Annotated in this window: 18 protein-coding genes; 12 read left to right on the top strand and 6 right to left on the bottom strand. The window is 68.1% G+C overall.

The genetic code is table 11. The features are described 5' to 3' along the window. Window positions 1-16 precede the first annotated feature (16 nt). Both OG225_RS29215 and OG225_RS29220 read left to right on the top strand, forming a co-directional pair. A complete protein-coding gene (locus tag OG225_RS29215; RefSeq protein WP_405178177.1) occupies window positions 17-1237 on the top strand; it encodes an acetyl-CoA C-acetyltransferase in 1221 nt (406 codons plus the stop codon). 291 nt (window positions 1238-1528) lie between these two features. Continuing rightward, a complete protein-coding gene (locus OG225_RS29220; RefSeq protein ID WP_405178178.1) occupies window positions 1529-1912 on the top strand; it encodes a DoxX family protein in 384 nt (127 codons plus the stop codon). A gap of 73 nt (window positions 1913-1985) precedes the next feature. Here the strand turns inward: OG225_RS29220 and OG225_RS29225 are convergent, their stop codons facing one another. Continuing rightward, window positions 1986-2840 carry a Bax inhibitor-1/YccA family protein gene (locus tag OG225_RS29225; protein WP_216915696.1) on the bottom strand — a complete coding sequence of 285 codons (855 nt, stop codon included), beginning with the start codon at window positions 2838-2840 and terminating at the stop codon, window positions 1986-1988. Between the two features lie 128 nt (window positions 2841-2968). Beyond that, complete coding sequence (locus OG225_RS29230) at window positions 2969-4120, bottom strand: class I SAM-dependent methyltransferase (RefSeq protein WP_405178179.1); 1152 nt, start codon at window positions 4118-4120, stop codon at window positions 2969-2971. A 715-nt stretch (window positions 4121-4835) separates the two neighbouring features. Between OG225_RS29230 and OG225_RS29235 the strand changes: the two genes are divergently transcribed. Both OG225_RS29235 and OG225_RS29240 read left to right on the top strand, forming a co-directional pair. Next, a complete protein-coding gene (locus OG225_RS29235) occupies window positions 4836-5420 on the top strand; it encodes a hypothetical protein (RefSeq protein WP_405178180.1) in 585 nt (194 codons plus the stop codon). A 224-nt stretch (window positions 5421-5644) separates the two neighbouring features. Next, window positions 5645-6178, top strand: coding sequence for a hypothetical protein (locus tag OG225_RS29240; RefSeq protein WP_405178181.1), 534 nt, complete (start codon window positions 5645-5647; stop codon window positions 6176-6178). Here the strand turns inward: OG225_RS29240 and OG225_RS29245 are convergent. Together OG225_RS29245 and OG225_RS29250 are read right to left on the bottom strand one after the other, a co-directional pair. Beyond that, complete coding sequence (locus OG225_RS29245; protein ID WP_405178182.1) at window positions 6172-6495, bottom strand: hypothetical protein; 324 nt, start codon at window positions 6493-6495, stop codon at window positions 6172-6174. The genes OG225_RS29240 and OG225_RS29245 overlap by 7 nt on opposite strands. Before the next feature lie 133 nt (window positions 6496-6628). Beyond that, window positions 6629-7483 carry a metallophosphoesterase gene (locus OG225_RS29250; protein ID WP_405178183.1) on the bottom strand — a complete coding sequence of 285 codons (855 nt, stop codon included), beginning with the start codon at window positions 7481-7483 and terminating at the stop codon, window positions 6629-6631. A gap of 172 nt (window positions 7484-7655) precedes the next feature. Between OG225_RS29250 and OG225_RS29255 the strand changes: the two genes are divergently transcribed. The 3 genes from OG225_RS29255 (at window position 7656) to OG225_RS29265 (ending at window position 12768) form a co-directional block, all read left to right on the top strand. Next, window positions 7656-9362 carry a GMC family oxidoreductase N-terminal domain-containing protein gene (locus OG225_RS29255; protein ID WP_405178184.1) on the top strand — a complete coding sequence of 569 codons (1707 nt, stop codon included), beginning with the start codon at window positions 7656-7658 and terminating at the stop codon, window positions 9360-9362. Between the two features lie 73 nt (window positions 9363-9435). Next, window positions 9436-11196, top strand: a complete 1761-nt coding sequence (gene argS / locus OG225_RS29260; RefSeq protein ID WP_405178185.1) for an arginine--tRNA ligase — start codon at window positions 9436-9438, stop codon at window positions 11194-11196. A gap of 150 nt (window positions 11197-11346) precedes the next feature. Beyond that, the gene (locus OG225_RS29265; protein ID WP_405178186.1) at window positions 11347-12768 is read left to right on the top strand and encodes an AIM24 family protein; all 1422 of its coding nucleotides are present in this window, start codon (window positions 11347-11349) and stop codon (window positions 12766-12768) included. Window positions 12769-12786: 18 nt separating this feature from the next. Here the strand turns inward: OG225_RS29265 and OG225_RS29270 are convergent, their stop codons facing one another. Further along, the gene (locus tag OG225_RS29270; RefSeq protein ID WP_405178187.1) at window positions 12787-13800 is read right to left on the bottom strand and encodes a DUF6745 domain-containing protein; all 1014 of its coding nucleotides are present in this window, start codon (window positions 13798-13800) and stop codon (window positions 12787-12789) included. Between the two features lie 55 nt (window positions 13801-13855). Further along, complete coding sequence (locus OG225_RS29275) at window positions 13856-14182, bottom strand: hypothetical protein (protein WP_109527866.1); 327 nt, start codon at window positions 14180-14182, stop codon at window positions 13856-13858. Window positions 14183-14351: 169 nt separating this feature from the next. Between OG225_RS29275 and OG225_RS29280 the strand changes: the two genes are divergently transcribed. The 5 genes from OG225_RS29280 (at window position 14352) to OG225_RS29300 (ending at window position 19825) form a co-directional block, all read left to right on the top strand. Beyond that, window positions 14352-15305 carry an STM4015 family protein gene (locus OG225_RS29280; protein ID WP_405178188.1) on the top strand — a complete coding sequence of 318 codons (954 nt, stop codon included), beginning with the start codon at window positions 14352-14354 and terminating at the stop codon, window positions 15303-15305. Window positions 15306-15434: 129 nt separating this feature from the next. Further along, window positions 15435-16448: an STM4015 family protein gene (locus tag OG225_RS29285; RefSeq protein ID WP_405178189.1), complete on the top strand. Its 1014-nt coding sequence runs from the start codon at window positions 15435-15437 to the stop codon at window positions 16446-16448. An 82-nt stretch (window positions 16449-16530) separates the two neighbouring features. Further along, window positions 16531-17670 (top strand): STM4014 family protein, encoded by a 1140-nt coding sequence (locus tag OG225_RS29290; protein ID WP_405178190.1) that lies wholly within the window; start codon window positions 16531-16533, stop codon window positions 17668-17670. Next, entirely contained in the window at window positions 17667-18488 is an 822-nt protein-coding gene (locus OG225_RS29295) for an STM4013/SEN3800 family hydrolase (RefSeq protein WP_405178191.1), read from the top strand. Before OG225_RS29290 ends, OG225_RS29295 begins: the two co-directional genes overlap by 4 nt. Then, entirely contained in the window at window positions 18485-19825 is a 1341-nt protein-coding gene (locus tag OG225_RS29300) for an STM4012 family radical SAM protein (RefSeq protein ID WP_405178192.1), read from the top strand. Before OG225_RS29295 ends, OG225_RS29300 begins: the two co-directional genes overlap by 4 nt. Window positions 19826-19828 lie beyond the last annotated feature (3 nt).

The following is a 19828-nucleotide window of genomic DNA, read 5'->3' on the forward strand; positions in this document are numbered from 1 at the left end:
GCACAAAGGAGCCCTCATGCCCGAGGCAGTTATCGTTTCGACCGCTCGCTCCCCCATCGGCCGCGCCATGAAGGGTTCGCTGGTCGACATCCGGCCCGATGATCTCACCGCCCAGATCATTCGCGCGGCCTTGGACAAGGTGCCCGCGCTCGATCCGACCCAGATCGACGACCTGATCCTCGGCTGTGGCTCGCCCGCGGGCGAGCAGGGCTTCGGCATCGCCCGCAATGTCGCCGTCCAGCTGGGCTACGACACCGTGCCCGGCACGACCGTGCAGCGCTACTGCGCGTCCTCGTTGCAGACCACGCGGATGGCGTTCCACGCGATCAAGGCGGGCGAGGGCCACATCTTCATCTCCGCGGGCGTGGAAACCGTGTCGCGCTACAAGAACGGCTCCGCCGACAGCTGGCCGAACACCAAGAACCCGGTGTTCGACGAAGCTCAGGCCAGGACCGCCGAAACCGCCAAGGGCGGCGCGGGCATCTGGCACGACCCGCGCGAGGACGGTCTGCTCCCCGACCCCTACATCGCCATGGGCCAGACCGCGGAGAACGTCGCCAGCTTCACCGGCATCACCCGCGAGGACCAGGACCGCTGGGGCGTTCGTTCGCAGAACCGCGCCGAGGCGGCCATCAAGGCGGGCTTCTTCGAACGTGAGATCACCCCGGTCACGCTGCCCGACGGCACCGTGGTCTCCACCGACGACGGCCCGCGCGCCGGTGTCACCTACGAGGCCGTCAGCCAGCTGAAGCCGGTGTTCCGCCCCGACGGCACCGTCACCGCCGGTAACTGCTGTCCGCTCAACGACGGCGCCGCGGCGCTGGTCATCATGAGCGACACCAAGGCCGCCGAACTCGGTCTGACCCCGCTGGCCCGGATCGTCTCCACCGGCGTCTCCGGCCTGTCGCCGGAGATCATGGGCCTCGGCCCGATCGAGGCCGTCAAGAACGCCCTCGCGCTGGCGGGCAAGACGGTCGACGATATCGACCTGTTCGAGATCAACGAGGCGTTCGCGGTGCAGGTGCTCGGCTCCGCGCGCGAACTGAAGATCGACGAGGACAAGCTGAACGTCTCCGGCGGCGCCATCGCCCTCGGCCACCCGTTCGGCATGACCGGCGCGCGCATCGCCACCACGCTGATCAACAACCTCCAGACCCACGACAAGCAGTTCGGCGTGGAGACCATGTGCGTCGGCGGCGGGCAGGGCATGGCGCTGGTCATCGAGCGCCTGAGCTGACACTCGCGCGGCCGCCGCACAGGCGGCGGTCACGGTGAACCGTCCGGACGGCTCCCTATCCCCGCGATAGGGAGCCGTTCGTCGTTCGGGCACAGGACGATCTCGGCTCGATGCCCGCCCGGCTCGATGCCCGCCCCCATGCGGCGACGCGCGCGCCGACGGTAGCCTCGGCCCGCCGTAGGGGCGGTCGACCGACCTGCGCACCCTGCCCACCGATCCGGCCGATCACCTCGCCATGTCGTGGGCTCGACATTCGGATGTCACATATCGCGGTCGGGCGTCGTCTACCGGGTGAACGAACTATTCGTACGCACCCGGGAGACCGCCATGCACACCGCCTACGTCATCGTCACCGTTCTCGCCGCGGCCTGGGTCGGGTTCTCGGCGTTGTCGCTGTTGCGGCGGGCCGAGTTCGTGGTCGGCCCGCTGGTCGAATACGGCGTCCCCGAATCGTGGTGGACCCCGCTCGGGCTGGTGAAGGGCGCGGGAGCGCTCGGCCTGATCGCGGGGCTGTGGGTGCCGGTGATCGGGCTTGCGGCGGCGATCGGCATTGTCGCGTACTTCCTCGGCGCGATCGTGACCATCGTGCGGGCGCGGGCCTACGGGCACGTCCCGTTCCCGCTGCTGTACCTGATCCCGGTCGCGGTCGCCGCGACGCTCGGCCTCGCCGCCTGATCCGGGACACGCGAAAGGGCGGCCGCGTCGGCGACCGCCCTTCTCGTATCCGTGCGGCCGGGGCCGCCTGGAACTAGTCGTTGTTGAAGTAGCTCAGCAGTCGCAGGATCTCGACGTAGAGCCAGACCAAGGTGACGGTCAGGCCGAGGGCGACACCCCAGGCCGCCTTCTCCGGGGCCTGTGCGCGGATCAGCTGGTCGGCGGCGTCGAAGTCGAGCAGGAAGCTGAACGCGGCGATGGCGATGCAGACCAGGCTGAAGATGATGGCGAGCGTGCCGCCGTCACGCAGTCCGAGACCACCGGAGATGAAGAAGCTCGCGATCAGGTTGCCCAGGGCGAGCACGACGACGCCGATCAGCGCGCCGACGATCATCCGGGTGAAACGCGGGGTGACCCGGATGGCGCCGGTCTTGTAGACGACGAGCATGCCTGCGAAGACACCGAACGTACCGAGTACGGCTTGGCCGATCAGCGCGCTACCGCCGACGCCGCCGAATTCGACATCGGTGAACATGAACGACAGCGCACCGAGGAACAGGCCCTCGGCGACCGCGTAGGACAGGACGATGGCGGGGTTGTCCATCTTGTTCGCGAATGTGGCGATCAGCACGAGAACCAGGCCGACCAGGCCGCCGACGATGACGAACAGCGGGGCGAGCGAGGTGTTCGCGTTGGTGAGGCCGTAGGAGATGATCGCCGAGACGATCAACACACCCAGGGTGATGCCGGTCTTGGTGACGACATCGTCGATGGTCATCGACCGGGTGGCCGGGGCCTGCTGATAGGGCTGCTGCTGGTAGGGCTGCTGGCCGTACTGGTTGCCGACCTGGCCGGCACCCGCAACCCCGGACCCGAAGTTGGCATACCCACCGCCAACGCCTTCTTGGCGGGGCAAATTACGGAAAACCGGATTGCTGGAGGTGCGCACCGCGGATGCCTTTCTGGAGTCGTTGCCGCTGTCTGTCGAGCCGAATACTCGATATCCAACTGCTTGTTCCAACGTCTGTCATCCCCAACGAGTTCCTCGGCCGATCGATGAGGCGGACAATTCGGACTCTACCGCTGTTGCACATCGTGCAGACCACGGACCGATCGCGTCACCGTGAACTTCCGATTCCGGCCGACGACGTCGGTGGAACCGACGATACGTTCCACCACACCCCGGTAGTTCAGGTGCGAGTTGTACACCGCCCAGAGTTCGCCGCCGGGTCGCAGGACGCGACCGGTCTCGGTGAACATCTTGATCGCCGAACCGGTGTGCACGGCGGCGCCGACGTGGAAGGGCGGATTGCACACGACCAGATCGGCGCTGTTGTCCGCGGCCGACGACATCGCGTCGTCGCGGACCACGGTCACCCGGTCGACCATGTCGTTGGCCGCGACGGTCGCCCGGGCCGAGGCCACCGCGGCCGCGGACTGATCGGTGCCGACCACCCGCAGGGCCGGGCGCGCCTTGGCGAGCGCGACCGCCAGGATGCCGGTACCGCAGCCGAGGTCGATCGCGTCGCGGGCGTCCGGTTTCATCCACTTCAGGTGTTCGAGCAGGAATCGGGTGCCGATATCCAGGCGCGGACCGGAGAAGGCCGCACCGTGCGCGACCACGTCGATGTCGAAATCCTCCAGCCGGTCCTGCACCGGGAATCGCGGCTCCCCCACCGGCTTCGGCCCCGTGACGAGCAGCGTGCGCGACTTCTGCCGCCCCCGGCTCGCTCTGACCTCCGAAAAGGACTGGGCCAGCATGTCGTTCATCGACTTCGTCAGATACTTGTCACGGCCGCCCGCGACCACGGTCACCGAGGGATCGGCGTAGCGCGCGATGGCGTCGGCGATCTCGGCGAGTCCTGCCAGCGCGCGCGGCAGGCGCAGCAGGACCACCTCGACACCGCCGAGCAACTGCTCGCCGAGGGGATACGCCGCGTATCGATCGGCGAGACCGAGGGCGCGGGCGTTGTTGGCCAGGGCGAGTTCACCGGTCAGCAGATCCTGGTGGACGCGAATACCGCGCAGATCGTGTCCGACGACCACCCCGAGTGTGAGCGCGCCGTAGCTGTCCCCGATAATCGCTACCTTCCCGCTACCAGAGGAGCCGATGGCATCGGCGGCGACGTCGAGGATCAGCCGATCCGCCGCATCGACGGCATAGAGGTTCTGCGCCTCCACATCCGGATAGCGGCGTAATCGGGCTAGCACGTCCTCGAGATCTCCCACACCGTCAAGTGTGCTAGATCGTTGCCGAATAGTCGCGTTTGGGCCGATATTTCTTCTCCCCCACATCCCACGATTCGAGATGATGACCGTGAATTCCACCGGCACAGTGTATTTCGTGCCGACATGCCGCGACTTCACGGCCCACGTCCGGCGTGGCGATCCGGCTCGACACCGCCTCCGCGAGTGCCGAATTGCCCGAATTCGTCCCACCCCCGACCGCGCGGGTCGCATGTCGACCGTGACTCGACCTGCGCCACGGGCACGTTCGACTCCCACATCCGGGTCCGGTACGCGTACGTACTGGTCACACCGAATAATCGACCGTCCTTGCGAGTGTGCGTACGGCTGCAAGGACGGGGCTCCGATCGAGGCGATCGACGGCCTCGGCACCCGAAAGGCACTGACCGACAGACGGATTACCGACCCCGGCGCGCATATGGCGAATTCGCGACGGACAGCGAGGCGCGAGACCCGGCATCCGATCGTCTCCCACCCCCGCCACACCCGGGTTCGCGACCTCGGGCGCAACCAGTCCCGGCACCGCAAACGCGGGAATACCGGCCTACAGCATCATTTCAGCAAACTTTCTGCGCGATGGTTTTCACCTCGTCGTCCACGGCCCAGATCCCGCCGGATGTCCGCGCGCGAACATCCATGCGGCACAGTCCGGCCCGTTTCCGCCGCCGCGCAGCATTCGCTCAGTAACATCAGTCACATGCGTAACACGATTGTGTCGACGATCGCGGTAACGGCGGCCCTGCTCGCGGGCTGTGACGACAGCGACACCACCCAGCCCCGGTCGAATGTGTCCAGCACCGCCGGTACGACCGGCACCTTCGCCGACGTACCGGCGCCCGTCCCCGCCGACGCGCAACCCGAACGCGGCGAACCGTCCTCCGGCGCGGGTCTCACCGTGACCGGTATCCGCATCGGCGCGCAACCGGGATTCGATCGCGTGGTCTACGACCTCGGCGGCACGGGCAGTCCGGGATGGATCGTGCAGTACACCGATCGCGCCGTGCAGGACGGGAGCGGAAATCAGATCGACGTCGCGGGCCGGTCGATCCTGGAAGTACAGATCACCGGTTCGGCCTATCCGTTCGACAGCGGCGTGACCCCCTACGAGGGCCCGGATCCGGCGACCGACCCGGGCACTCCCGGAATCGCCGGGGTGTACCGGACCGTCGTCTTCGAGGGCACCACACAGTCGTTCATCGGCGTGAACGCAGCCAGACCCGGGTTCTCGGTCAGCACACTCGCCAACCCGACCCGGCTCGTCATCGATATCGCCACGCGATAGCCCGCCCCCGCGCGCGCTCGTACCGGAATCGTCGCTTTCATCCTTCTCCGGCACGCGGGCGGTACCCCCGCCGGGATCGGTATCCGCCCCCGGAAAATCGATGGTCTCGATCTGGGCACGCACAGCTGACGTGCACCCGGTGGAACAAGTACCGTCGAGTGGTCCGGTACGATACGCAACCCTCGCGGAACCGGACACCCCGAGGGGAGAGAGGCGACACCGACATGCGACAACTGGAACGAGCGGGCCTTACCGCCGCAGCTGCCGCCGCCGTAATCGGCATCCTCTTCCTGGGTGCGTGCTCCACGTTGATGACCGGAACCGCCGAGGTGAACCAGACCGATCTGGCCGCCTACCGGTCCGATATGACGGCCTCCTCCATCTCGGCCTCCTCCTCCCGCGCCGCCGCCGCGCAAACGGCGACCGAGGCGGCCTGCGACAGCTTCTTCTCCGCGAACGAGAGTTCGGTCAGCAGCTTCAACGCCTACATCGACGCCAGCAACAGCAGCGCACCCGACACCGACGCCAAGGCCACCGGCGCGGTCACCGCGTTGCGCGGCAACGCGCAGAACGTCGACCGCGCGGTGACACGGGAGGTGCTGCCCGACGTCGCCGAGAAGTTGCGGGCCTACCGCGACGACACCAATGCCCTGGCCGGCGCCCTGGAACAGCGGGTGGACATCACGACGCTCAACGTGGCCATCGACAAGTTCAACGCCACCAAGAACGTCGCGCGCGACACCTGCCGCGCCTACTGATTCCCGCCGAGGCCGAGTCGGGGCACGATCCCGGCATCACCCTGATCGGTGCGGCGTCGACGCTCCAGGACCAGAAGCGCCACCCCACCGATCAATGCCGCTCCCGCGATGACGGCGCCGACGATCGCCAGGCCCGGGTAGCCCGCCGTGACGAGCACCGCGGCCAGCACCGCGAAGGCGAGTCCGGTGCCGGCGACACCGATTCCGGGCCAGTGCCGGGGATCGGCGAGGATCGCCCCGGTTCCGGTCACCTCCGGGCGCGCGATATCGGGTGCGTCGTCGAGCGGGGGTATCTCCCACGTCCCTTCGGTTTTCATGGCGTCACGACCTCGGCTGTGCGATTCGGGCCGGACGCCCGAACTCTGCTACGCGCCGAGTTTCCCGTCACGGCGGTCGCAAACCGATCGGCGAGAAACAGCGCGCGGCAAAAACAACCGAGGTGGTGCCGAATCAGACCGCCAGGTCGCGGGCCGCCGACTCCGCCGCGTACGGCAGCGGCAACACCAGCCAGGAATCGGCGCTGCGGTAGTCGGGCAACGCGGAGCCCGCGGGATCGGCGCCGAGACCTTCGACCCGCGTCGTCGCGCCGTCGCCGCGGTCGACGCTGTCGGTATAGCGGTAGTGCAGATGGCCGTGCAGCAGCAGGTCGGGGCGCAACGTGCGCACCACGCGCTGGATCCGATCCTGATTCGGCAGGCATTCCGGCAGGTTCTTGCGGTTCCAGTCCGGATCGGAGCCGCGCGGCTTGTCATGGGTGAGCAGGACATCGACCGGAGTGTCGTCCGCGAGCAGGGCATCGCATTCGTCGTCGGTCATCTCCTCCTCCGGGAACCACAGCGTCTCCGCGGTGACCGGATGCCGCGCGGAGCCGAACTGCCTGCGGCGTCGGGCCGTGCGCTCCTGCGAGGCCTCGTGCGCGAGCCGCCACTGCTTGTCGACGGAGTAGGCGCCGCCGAACGCGGCGAACCGGGTGCCTTCCCAGGTCCAGCGCAATCCGCGCGGCGCGTAGCGGATGTTCTTGCGGCACACCAGGAAGCCCTCGTCGTCCGGTTCGGCGCCGTACATCCCGTGCAGCAGGGAGGATTTGTCGTGATTGCCGTCGAGGAAATACACCTGCACGCGGCATTTGCGCGCGGCCCGGTTCACCACGTCGAAATAGCGACGGCCCGCCGCGATGTGTTCCCACGCCCCGAAATCCCCGAGCACGAAGAGCCGGTCGCATTCCTGGCGCAGCGCGACGCGCAACAGCGCCAGCGCGTGGCCGGTATTGCCGTGCAGGTCACCTGTCATCAGAACGCTCCCCATCTCCCCATGGTGACAGCGCCCGCACGGCCGGGCATCCGCATTTCTACCTGGTGCCGGGTAGTGATCCGCCGCCGATCTGGCCGGAAATGTGGATCGGATGTCCCCGGTTCTCTCTCGTACGGCACCGGATCTCGGGAACAGTGGGCACCCGACACTTCGGCAAAGGACGGTTATGAGCGGCAAGTCCCACCACTACGACGTGCTGGTGATCGGTTCCGGGTTCGGCGGCAGCGTCACGGCGCTGCGCCTCACCGAGAAGGGCTACCGGGTCGGCGTGCTGGAAACCGGCCGTCGCTACGCCGACCACGAATTCGCCAAGAATTCCTGGCACCTGCGTGAATATCTCTGGGCGCCCAGACTCGGATGTTTCGGCATCCAGCGGCTGACCCTGCTCAAGGACACCTTCGTCATGAGCGGCACCGGCGTCGGCGGCGGCTCGCTGGTCTACGCCAATACCCTGTACGAACCGCCGGAGACCTTCTACCAGGACAAGCAGTGGGCCCACATCACCGACTGGCGTGACGAACTCGCCTCGCATTACGACCAGGCCACCCGCATGCTCGGCGTGACGACCAATCCGGCGACCACCCCGTCGGATCGGGTACTGCTCGAGGTCGCGAAGGATATGGGCATCGCCGACACCTACCGGCGCACCCCGGTCGGTGTGCTGTTCGCCGACAAGGACGCGCGGCCGGGCGAATCGGTCGCCGACCCCTATTTCGGCGGCGCCGGACCGCGGCGTTCCACCTGCACCCACTGCGGGGAATGTATGACCGGTTGCCGTCACGGGGCCAAGAACACGCTGGTGAAGAATTACCTCTACCTGGCCGAACAGGCGGGCGCCACCGTCCATCCGCTGACCACCGCGGTCACCGTGCGGCCGCGGCCGCAGGGGGGATACGCCGTCGACACCGTCCGCACCGGACGCTGGATCCGCAAACAGCGCACCACCTTCACCGCCGACCAGGTGGTGTTCTCGGCCGCCGCGCTCGGCACCCAACAACTGCTGCACAATCTCAAGGATCGCGGGCACCTGCCGAATATCTCCGACCGGCTCGGCGAACTGTCGCGCACCAATTCCGAGGCCGTACTCGCGGCACGGGCGCGCGGTAAGGATTCCGATTTCACCAGGGGCGTCGCGATCACGTCGTCGATCCATCCCGACCCGCACACCCACGTCGAACCGGTCCGCTACGGCAAGGGCAGCAATTTCATGGGACTGCTCACCACCGTGCTGGTCGACGGACAGGAGGGCAAACGGCGCTGGGTGCTCGGCGCGCGCGAATTATGGCGGCAGCGACGCGATCTGACGACGTTGCACAATCCCTCGTACTGGTCCGAGCGGATGATCGGCCTGCTCGTCATGCAGAACATCGACAATTCGATCGTCACCTACAACAAACGCGGCCTCTTCGGCAGGCGCATGACCACCAGACACGGCAACGGCACGCCACCGCCCGCCTGGATCCCGGTCGGCAACGAGGTCACCCGCCGGGTCGCCGAGAAGATCGACGGTATCCCGCAGGGCAGCTGGACAGAGATGGTGAACATTCCGATCACCGGACATTTCATCGGCGGTTGCCCGATCGGCGATTCACCGGTCACCGGTGTGGTCGATCCCTATCAGCGGCTCTACGGATACGAAGGGCTGCATGTCGTGGACGGTTCGACCATCTCGGCCAATCTCGGCGTCAATCCGTCGCTCACCATCACCGCCCAGTCCGAGCGGGCGATGTCGCTGTGGCCCAACAAGGGTGAGGAGGATCCGCGCCCGACGCTCGGTACGCCGTATCGCCGCGTCGCACCCGTCGCCCCGAAGAATCCGGTGGTGCCGGTGGCTGCCCCCGCCGCCCTGCGCCTGCCGATCACCCCGGTCTGACGGACCGGAATTCGCTGGCTCCGGCTCGCACCCGACTGGAATACTGGCCGCTCCGACCGAGGAGGGACCAGTCGTGGACCAGTCCGGGGTTCTATCGCTCAACGACCGGGTGAGCAGCGCCGTCACCGCCGCGATCGGCCGTCTGCGGCCCGATGTGCCCGACGCCGACGCGATGGTGCGACGTTCCACGCTTGCCGATTTCCAGTCCGGCGCCGCGATGGCGCTGACCCGGCGGACCGGGCTGAGCTCACCCGATATCGCCGCCGCGCTGGCGACCGAACTCGGGGCGACGGAACCGCTGTCGGGTGCGACGGCGTCGGGACCGGGCTTCCTGAATCTCTCGGTCACCGACCGTGCCGTGTGGGGACAGATCACCGCGCGACTGGATGACCCTCGCCTCGGCGTCGCCGCGTCGGAAGACCGGCGGCGCACGGTCGTCGACTATTCCAGGCCGAATATCGCCAAGGAGATGCACGTCGGCCACCTGCGGACCACGATCATCGGCGACTGTCTGGTCCGGGTGCTCGACTTCCTCGGCGCGACGGTGATCCGGCGCAATCACCTCGGGGACTGGGGAACCCAATTCGGGATGCTCATCCAGTACCTCACCGAACATCCCGACGCGCGGTGGCGCCACGGCGAGGTGTCGGGCGACGCCGAGTCGGTGTCGGCGTTGGACGGCCTCTACAAGAGGGCACGGGCGGAGTTCGACGCCGACGCCGCGTTCGCCGAACGCGCCCGCGCACGGGTCGTCGCGCTGCAATCCGGTGACGCCGAGACGCGGGAGCGGTGGCGGGAGATCGTCGCCGAATCCGAACGGGCCTTCGCCGTGGTCTACGCACGGCTCGGCGTGCTGCTCACCCCGCAGGACTCGGTCGGCGAATCCAGTTACGCCCCGGTACTCCCCGACACCGTCGAAGCCCTGGTCGCGGCCGGTATCGCGGTGGACAGCGAGGGCGCGCTCGTCATCCTGTCCGAGGAGGTCCTCGGCCCCGACGATCGGCCGGTGCCGCTCATGGTGCGCAAGAGCGACGGCGGATACGGCTACGACACCACCGATCTCGCCGCGCTGCGGCAACGGATCGACGAACTCGGCGCGCAGCGGTTGCTCTACGTGACCGATTCGCGGCAGGCACTGCACTTCCGGCTGATCTTCGAGGCCGCGCGCCGGGCGAGCTGGCTCACCGACGATATCGAGGCCGAACATATCGCCTACGGCACGGTGCTCGGCCCGGATGGGCGGCCGTTCAAAACGCGGGCGGGCGGTACCGTCCGGCTGCTCGACCTGCTCGACGACGCGGTCACGCACGCCGAGGCGATCGTCACGGGCAAGAATCCCGACCTGCCCGCGACGACGGTGCGCCGGATCGCCGAACAAGCCGGGATCGGCGCGGTCAAATACGCCGACCTGTCCACCTCACGGATCAAGGATTACACCTTCGACCCGGCCCGGATGGTCGCGCTGAACGGCAATACCGCCGTCTATCTCCAGTACGCCCACGCCCGCATCCGCTCCATCCTGCGCAAGGCGGCGAACGAGCGGCACGAGGTCGATCCCACCGTCTGCCCGGAGCCCGCCGAACGGTCACTCGCCCTCGAACTGGACGGCTACGCCACGGTTCTGGCCGACGTCGGCGCGACACTCGAACCGCACCGGCTGTGCGGGTACCTCTACGACCTCGCCCGCGCCTTCACCGCCTTCTACGACCAATGCCCGGTCCTGACCTCGCCGGAACCGGTGCGGGGCAACCGGCTCGCGCTGTGCGCCCTCACCGCGCGCACCCTCGAACAGGGACTCGGACTACTCGGCATCGCCGCGCCGGAGCGGATGTGACGGGGCGCCGCACGCCACCGCCCGCGCGGTGCGAGCGGCCGAGTCATACGCGCCGAACCACCGGGAACGGTGGCGCGCGAGCCGAAGTCGGGACACACTTGAGGCCGTGAGCCGCGTGTCATTCGGACCTACCGTGAAACGGGCCGCGCGATGACCGCGCTGGCCCGGGGCGAGAACCGTCCCGCGCCCGCCGAGCGGCTGACGATCACCGTCAACTGCTCGGCGCCTGTCGATGTCTCGGCCCTGCTGCTCGGGTCGAACGGGAAGGTGCGCTCCGACGCCGATTTCGTCTTCTTCAACCAACCCACCGGGCCCGGGGTCACCTACCGGCACGGCCAGGGCGCGGGGGATGTCATCGACGTGCGGACCAGCGCGCTGCCCGCCGACGTGGAGCGCGTCGTCATCACCGCGAGTCTGGACGGAAGCGGTCCCCGCACCTTCGCGGGCGCGAATTCCCTGCTCGCCACCATCGGATCGGACGCGGGCACGCTGACCTTCCCGATGACGGGGCTGAGCACCGAGACCGCCGTGGTGTGCGTGGAGATCTACCGTCGCGCGGGCGCGTGGAAGGTGCGCGCGGTGGGCCAGGGCTACGACAACGGGCTCGCCGGTATCGCGACGGCCTTCGGGGTGGATATCGATGCCGAACCCGCACCCGCCGCCCCCGCGGCGCCGCAGCCCGCCTACTCACAACCACCGCAGCAGCCGCCGCCGTATCCACCTGTGGCGCAGCCCTATTCACCTCCTCCGGCCGGTCCCCACCCTCCGGCGTCGGGCTACCCGACGCCCGCCGCGCCGCCCCCGATGTCAGCACCGCAGCAAGGAGCACTGCCGATGCAGAGCGATCTGTTCAACCCGAGCTTCGCCGAGGCCACCGGCGTCGGTATCCAGAAGCAGGGCGGCAAGATGATCAAGGTCGCCGTCAACGGCGAGACCATGGCGCGCGCCGGATCGATGGTCGCCTACCAGGGCGATCTCAACTTCCAGGCGCTCGGCTCCGGCGGTATCGGCCGCGCGATCCAGCAGCGGCTCACCGGCGAGGGCGTGCCGTTGATGAAGGTCACCGGACGCGGTGACCTGTTCGTCGCCAGCAATGCCTCCGACGTGCACACCATCGATCTGGACGGCAGCGACGGGCTCACCATCAACGGCGCGAATGTCCTCGCCTTCGATTCGAGCCTGCGCTACGACGTCAAACGCGTGCAGGGCGCGGCCGGATACGCCAGTAACGCGGGCCTTTTCAACTGCGTGTTCACCGGACGCGGCCGGATCGCCATCACCACCCACGGCACCCCGGTGGTACTGAATGTCGACCAGCCGACCTACGCCGATCCGCAGGCCGCCGTGGCCTGGTCGTCGAGTTTGCAGACCGGGATCAAACGCAACGACTCCTTCGGCCTCGGCCGTCTCATGGGCCGCAGCACCGGAGAGGGCATTTCGCTGTCGTTCTCCGGTCGCGGATTCGTGATCGTCCAGCCGTCCGAACTGCCGCCGGGCGGTTTCATCGGCGGCACCGGCGGCGGTCAGCAGGCGGGCCAGAGCGGTGGCCTGTTCGGTGGCGTCCTCGGCTGACGCCGGGCCCCGAACCGCTCAGGTCTGCTTCAGCGGTTCGTAGTCCTCCGCGCTGACGCCGAAGGTCCAGGCGACGCCCTCGCGCGCGGTTTCCGTGTCCGGCGGAACCCGCAGCCAGTAGGTGCGATTGGTGCCGTCGGGTTCGGGGGTGGAGTTGACGACCTCGACCATCGCGACATCCTCGTCACCGTCGAGTTCGATACGCCACAGCACGCCGGTCTCGTCCTTGTGGATCGGCTTGGCGCCCGATTCGTCCAGGTAGCGGTCGTAGCCGTAGTACTCCAGCATCACCCGGCGCAGTTCGGCGTTCTCCTCCTCGCGGATCTTCTCGGCGGTCAAACCGCTCAATCCGTCGAGGAATTCGGCGGGCACCGGCATACCGCGCCACGCGTACAACGCGAATCCGTCGGCGTAGGCGAGGGCGGGCCCGTCGCCGCGGTCCAGCCGTCCGGCTTCGTCGCGGTGCAGTTCGGTGGGACGTTCGCTGATCAGCGCGACCTTCTCGTAGGGCCACCACAGACCGGCCTCGCGGGCGATGGTGGCGAGCGCGGCGAGCGGTTGTCCGGGTTCGGTGCCGAACGCGGACAGCCACGCGGCGTCGAACTGCCCCAGCGCGGCGTCGAGCAGCAGCAGCCGAATCTTGTTCCGCTTCTTGGGCTTCGACGCCACCTCCTCGATGACACCGGTCCGGATGCGGTCGACGACCGTACTGGTCAACTCCCAGAGATCCGCACCTGTCGCCTGCCAGTGCTCGCCGAATCCGATCGGGCCGAGTTCGGCGTGCGAACGCGCGCGCTCGGCCGCCCACGGACCGTTGCGCACGGCCTCGCGCACGCAGGCACCCGTCTCACCCAGCGCGCCGTCGGTCCGCAACATCCGCACCGCCTCCAACGGCGACCGCACCCAGGCGATGCGCTCGGGCTCGGGGAGCCCGGCCTGCCGGTAGGCCGCGCGCACCGCGTCCTCGGTCACTTTCCGATCGCCGGGGCCCGTCGCCGACGCCACCGACCGCCACTCATCCCGCTTCGTCACGAACTCGCTCAATTCCGCACTTCCCGAATATCTTTCGATGTCTTCTCGTGTGTTCTCAGTCCGCGACGATGCGGACCGAACCGGGCACGTACTCACGCTGGCGCACCACCCGATACCAGCCCTTCGGCAATCCGATGGCGGCGTGTTCCTCGTGGACGACGCGACCGCCCTCGGGTAGGTGCAGCAGCATCGGACCGGTCGCCCCCGCTTCGCGAATCAACCTGCCGGGCCCTTGAACCGCGTGCGCGTGGCCGGTGACCTCCCCCAGCGCGAGTACCAGCCTGCCCCTGGCGTCCCTGGCCACCGAGGGCGCGTGGGCGGCCGAATCCGGTACCGCGCTCTCGTTCAACGGCATGATCAGAACATCACCCTGCCGATACATGATTTTCCTCCCGTCGCGGCCCGAGATCCGAGCCGTGCCGAGACGTTAGCGCGCCGCACCGACAACTTCGTCCCCATCGGAAAAACGTCGGGATCGTTTGGTAGAAAACGCATATCGACCGCGAGTACCAGACAGAAGGGGAGGTCGCGCGATGCGCGTAGGCGGCCACATGGAAGAGTTCGCCGGACTGCCGGTCTTCGCTTGTCCACTCGACGAGGACGAGCCGAGATCCGGTCCGCTGCCCGCACCGGAGTCGGTGGCGTGGCGCGTGGAAGTGTCCTGGGAAGCCGGTAAATCCTGGGAACAGTATTTCGAACGGTTCCTCGACGAGGTCGACACCACCGCTGTCAGTGCGCTGGTCATCGGCACCTGGATGGGCGAGGACGACTACGACAAGGGTTCGGAATCGGTGATCGAAGCGCTGGTGGCGGCGCGTGATCGGCTACCGGCGCTGCGTTCGGTCTTTTTGGGCGACATCACCTCCGAGGAGAACGAGATCTCCTGGATCAGGCAGGGGTCGGTGGCCCCACTGTTCGAAGCCTTCCCCGGACTCGAGGAATTCGGCGTGCGCGGTGCCATCAACCTGGAGATTCCCGTCGAGCGGCACGAGCGGCTGCGCAGCCTGACGGTGCAGACGGGCGGGCTGTCCGCCGAGGTGGTGCGCGCGATCGCGGCGGCCGACCTGCCCGCGCTGACCCATCTGGAAGTCTGGCTCGGCACCGAGTACTACGGCGCGGACGTGGTCATCGACGATCTGGCACCGATCATGACCGGCGAGCGACTGCCGAACCTGAGACATCTCGCGCTGCGCAACAGCGATATCCAGGACGAGATCTGCGGCGCGTTGGCCGCCGCACCGGTCGTCGCACGGCTGGATTCCCTCGATCTCTCGATGGGCGTGCTCACCGACGACGGCGCCGCCGCGCTGCTCACCGGCCAACCGCTCGGTCACCTGAAATCCCTGGATATGCGGCACAACTACCTGACCGACGCGATGCGCACACGTTTGCGGGAAGTTCTGGAACCGGCCGATGTGGAGCTGAGGTCGGACGCGGGCACCGCCTGGGAGGACGGCACCGAAGAGGACGGCGACCTGCGACGTTTCGTCGCCGTCGGCGAATGAGGCGGGCCGATTCGCGGATCGACCGTGAAATCCGCGCCGTGATTCACGCCCGGCGCTGCCGTTGTCGGTGCGGCTTGGTAGAAACCACGGGATAGATCACGAGAACGGCCGAAAGGGACTGGGCGACATATGAGCATCGGCGACCACATGAAGGAGTTCGGCGGGTTGCCTGCCTTCGCTTTCCCCGAGCCGGAGAAGAAGAAAAAAGACGGGAAGAAGAAGGACGGAAAAAAGAAAGGCGACGAGAAGGCGGGCAAGAAGAACCTGCCCGCCGCCCGCTCGGTGGCCTGGCGCGTCGGGGTGTCGTCGTGGGGTTCCAAGGAAACCTGGGAGGAATGTTTCACCCGGTTCCTCGACGCCGTCGACACCACCCAGGTCAAAGCCCTGATCGTCGGCCAGTGGACCGAGTCCTACGACAACGGGCCGGAATCGGTGATCGAGGCGTTGATCGCCGCGAAGGATCGCTTCCCCGCGTTGCGGTCGCTGTTTCTCGCCGACATCGTGATGGAGGAGAACGAGATCTCCTGGATCAAACAGTGCCGTATCACCCCGCTGCTGGAAACCTTCGCCGAACTCGAGGAATTCGGGGTGCGCGGTGGTCAGGATCTGGAATTTCCGGCGACGCGCCACGAGCGGCTGCGGAAATTGACGTTCGAGAGCGGCGGTCTGCCCGCCGAGGCCGTGCGCGGTATCGGCGCGAGCGATTTCCCCGAACTCACCCACCTCGATCTGTGGCTGGGGACCTCGGAATACGGCGGCGATGCCGCCGTGGAAGATCTGGCCCCGATTCTCACGGGCACCCGGCTGCCGAAATTGACGCACCTGGCGTTGCGCAACAGCGAGATCCAGGACGAGATCGCCACCGCGCTCTCGGCCGCGCCGGTGGTCGCCCGGCTCGAGTCGCTCGACGTCTCGATGGGCGTGCTGTCCGACGACGGCGCGGCGGCACTGCTCGCCGGTCAGCCGCTGAGCCATCTGAAATCCCTGGATATGCACTACAACTACCTGACCGACGCCATGCGCGAGCGGGTGCGTGCCGCGCTGGAACCCGCGGGCGTGGCACTGAGTCTGGACTCCGACGACGCCGAGCAGGACGACGAGGAAGACGGCACCGTGTGGCGTTTCGTCGCCGTCGGCGAGTGACGAGGGTCGTTATGCGCCCTCGCGAGTCCGTGCGGAGTCGGTTGTGTCCTGGCGCTACCGCACCTCCGCGGGGTGACGCGCCATGACTGAGGTTCGCGGGCCCGCACCGCGCTGGGTGATCGTCGGCAACGGCGAGAACCGCAGGGTCGGCATGTTCGCCGAAGCCGCTGTCACGGCGGGTTCGGCGAAACCCCGCGTCCTCGAATGGCGTGACGTACTGCGCGAGGGCGGTCACGAATTCGCCGCCGACGAGATCGTGCGACTCGACTCGCCCGGCGAGAACGCCGAGGTGGATCGGGTACTGCGCGGCGTGCCGGATCCGACCCGGGTCGAGGGTTCGGCACGCTGGTACGTCCGCTTCCTCGAGGCGGTGCGTTCGCTGCGCGGCGGCGTCAGGCTCGACGATCCGGACGATATCGCCGTGCTGTTCGACAAGCGCCTGTGCCACGAACGGCTCGCTCGGGCGGGCGTTCCGGTGCCGCCCGCGCTCACCTCGGGCACGGCCGCACCGGTCGGCGACTGGTCGGAGATCCGCGAGCGCATGCGCGAGGCGGAGATGGCGCGCGTGTTCGTCAAACTCGCGCACGGGTCGTCGGCCTCGGGCGTGCTCGCGGTCGAATCGACGCGCGCGGGCCGGATCCGGGCGACGACATCGGTCGAGATCACCTCCGACGGCACACTCCACAACTCGCTGCGGATACGGCGTTACACCGACGAACGCGATATCGCCACGATCGTCGACCGGCTCGCACCGGACGGTCTGCACGTCGAGCGCTGGATTCCGAAGGCCTCGCAGGACAACCGATCGACCGATCTGCGCGTGGTGGTGATCGCGGGCCGCGCGACCCACGTCGTCGTCCGGACCAGTCGGGCGCCGATGACCAACCTGCATCTCGGGGGGAGTCGCGGTGACGTGGACGCGGTGCGCGCCGCGGCGGGTGAGCATTGGGCCGAAGCGATGGCGATCTGCGAACGCGCCGCCGCCTGTTTCCCCGGAACGCTGTGCGTCGGTGTGGATCTGCTTCCCGTGATCGGCTGGCGGCGATTCGTCGTCGGCGAGGTCAATGCCTTCGGCGATCTGCTGCCGCGACTCACCGGTCTGCCCGACGGACCCGCCGCCGGACTCGACACCTACACCGCGCAGATCCGCGCGGCCCGCGACCGTCATCCCGTCGCGTCGCCGACCGTGTCGTCGCGATCCATGGCCGGGTGCGCTTCATGACCGGCCCCGATATGACCGAGGTGATCGGCCGCGACGACGTATTGCTGCTCACCCTCGACACCCTGCGCTACGACATCGCGGTCGAAGCGGCCGCCGCCGGCCGTCTGCCCAATCTGGCCGCACACCTGCCCGGCGGGCAGTGGCAACGACGCCATGCCCCCGGCAGTTTCACCTACGCCTCCCACCACGCGATATTCGCCGGATTCCTGCCGACCCCGGCCGCGCCCGGCCCGCATCCGCGCCTGTTCGCGGCGCGTTTCGCGGGAAGCGAGACGACGGCGGACGGAACCTTCGTCTTCGACGAACCCGATCTGGTGACCGCGTTCGCCGCGCGCGGGTACCACACGGCATGTGTCGGCGGTGTCGGCTTCTTCAACAAACAGGGCGCGCTCGGCAGCGTCCTGCCCGGCCTGTTCACCGAAAGCCATTGGGAGAAGGAGTTTTCCGTCGCCTCACCGACCTCGTTCGAAGCGCAGGTGGCCTGTGCCGAACAGATCGTGTCCGCGCTGCCCGAGGACCAGCGGCTGTTTCTCTTCGTCAATGCCTCCGCTTTGCATCAGCCCAACTGGTTCCACCTGCCGGGCGCTACCCGCGAGGCGGGTGACAGCCGGGCCACCCACGCGGCAGCGCTGGAATACATCGACCGTCACGTGGGACGCCTGTTCGACGTGATGCGTTCGCGGCGGCGATGTTTCGCCATCGTCTGTTCCGACCACGGCACCGCCTACGGGGACGACGGCTACACCGGACACCGGCTCGGCCACGAATCGGTGTGGACAGTCCCCTACGGCCACTTCTTCCTGGAGCCTCCCGCATGATCGACACCGTCGCGCTACCTCGGCCGTACCAGAACTACGTCTACGCGTATCCGCACAAAACCGCCTACCGTCCCCTCACGCCTCGACCGGCCATCGCCGACCTGTGGTCGGGCGAATCCACCGGCGCGCTCTCGCTGTACCTGCACATCCCCTTCTGCGAGGTCCGCTGCGGATTCTGCAATCTGTTCACCCGGGTCGGCGCACCCGACGGACTCACCGGCCGCTACCTCGACGCGCTGACGCGTCAGGCCGAGACCGTGCGCGCGGCCCTCGGCGACACCCAGCCCGTGCGTTTCGCCAATGCCGCGTTCGGCGGCGGCACGCCGACCTTCCTCGAGGCCGGTGAACTGTCCAGGCTGTGCGATATCGCCGAGCAGGTGATGGGCGCGGACCTGCGCGCGATCCCGCTGTCGGTCGAGGCCTCACCGAGCACGGCGACCGCCGACCGGCTCGGCGTCCTGGCCGAGCGCGGGACCACCCGCCTGAGCCTGGGCGTGCAGAGTTTCATCGATGAGGAGGCCCGCGCCGCCGTGCGCCCGCAGCGCCGCGCCGATGTCGAAGCGGCACTGGGCCGGATCCGCGACACCGACATACCGGTGCTCAACATCGACCTGATCTACGGCATCGACGGCCAGACGGCGGCCAGCTGGCGGCTCTCGCTCGACGCCGCGCTCGCGTGGCGACCGGAGGAGATCTACCTCTACCCGCTCTACGTCCGTCCGCTGACCGGCCTCGGCAGGAACGTCGACTCCGTCGCGGCCGAACACGATTGGGACGAGGAACGACTGCGCCGCTACGAGCAGGGCCGCGATCACCTGCTCGCCGAGGGTTACACCCAGGTCTCCATGCGGATGTTCCGCCGACTCGACGCGCCACCGCAGGGCCCCGACGACTACGCCTGCCAGACCGACGGCATGATCGGTCTGGGCTGCGGAGCCCGCTCCTACACCTCCGGCGTGCACTACTCGTTCGATTACGCCGTCGCCCCGCGTGAGGTCCGGGCCATCATCGACACCTACACGACCACCACCGATTTCACCGGCGCCGCCTACGGCCGGGTCATCGACGGTGACGAGGCCGAACGCCGGTACCTGCTGCAATCGCTGCTGCAAGCCGACGGGTTCTCCGTCGCGGAGTACCGCGGGCTCTTCGGCCGCGATCCCGGCGACGGCTTCGCCCCCGAACTCGAGTCGCTCGCCGAGCGCGGCTGGCTCGCCGACGCGGGATCGGACCGACTGCGCCTGTCGCCGCGCGGTCTCGCCTACTCCGACGCCATCGGCCCGGAATTCTTCTCCCCCGCCGTCCTCGCGGCCATGGCCGCCTACGAGCACCGGTGACCG

The organism is Nocardia sp. NBC_01377, assembly GCF_045040005.1.
Taxonomy (GTDB): domain Bacteria; phylum Actinomycetota; class Actinomycetes; order Mycobacteriales; family Mycobacteriaceae; genus Nocardia; species Nocardia noduli.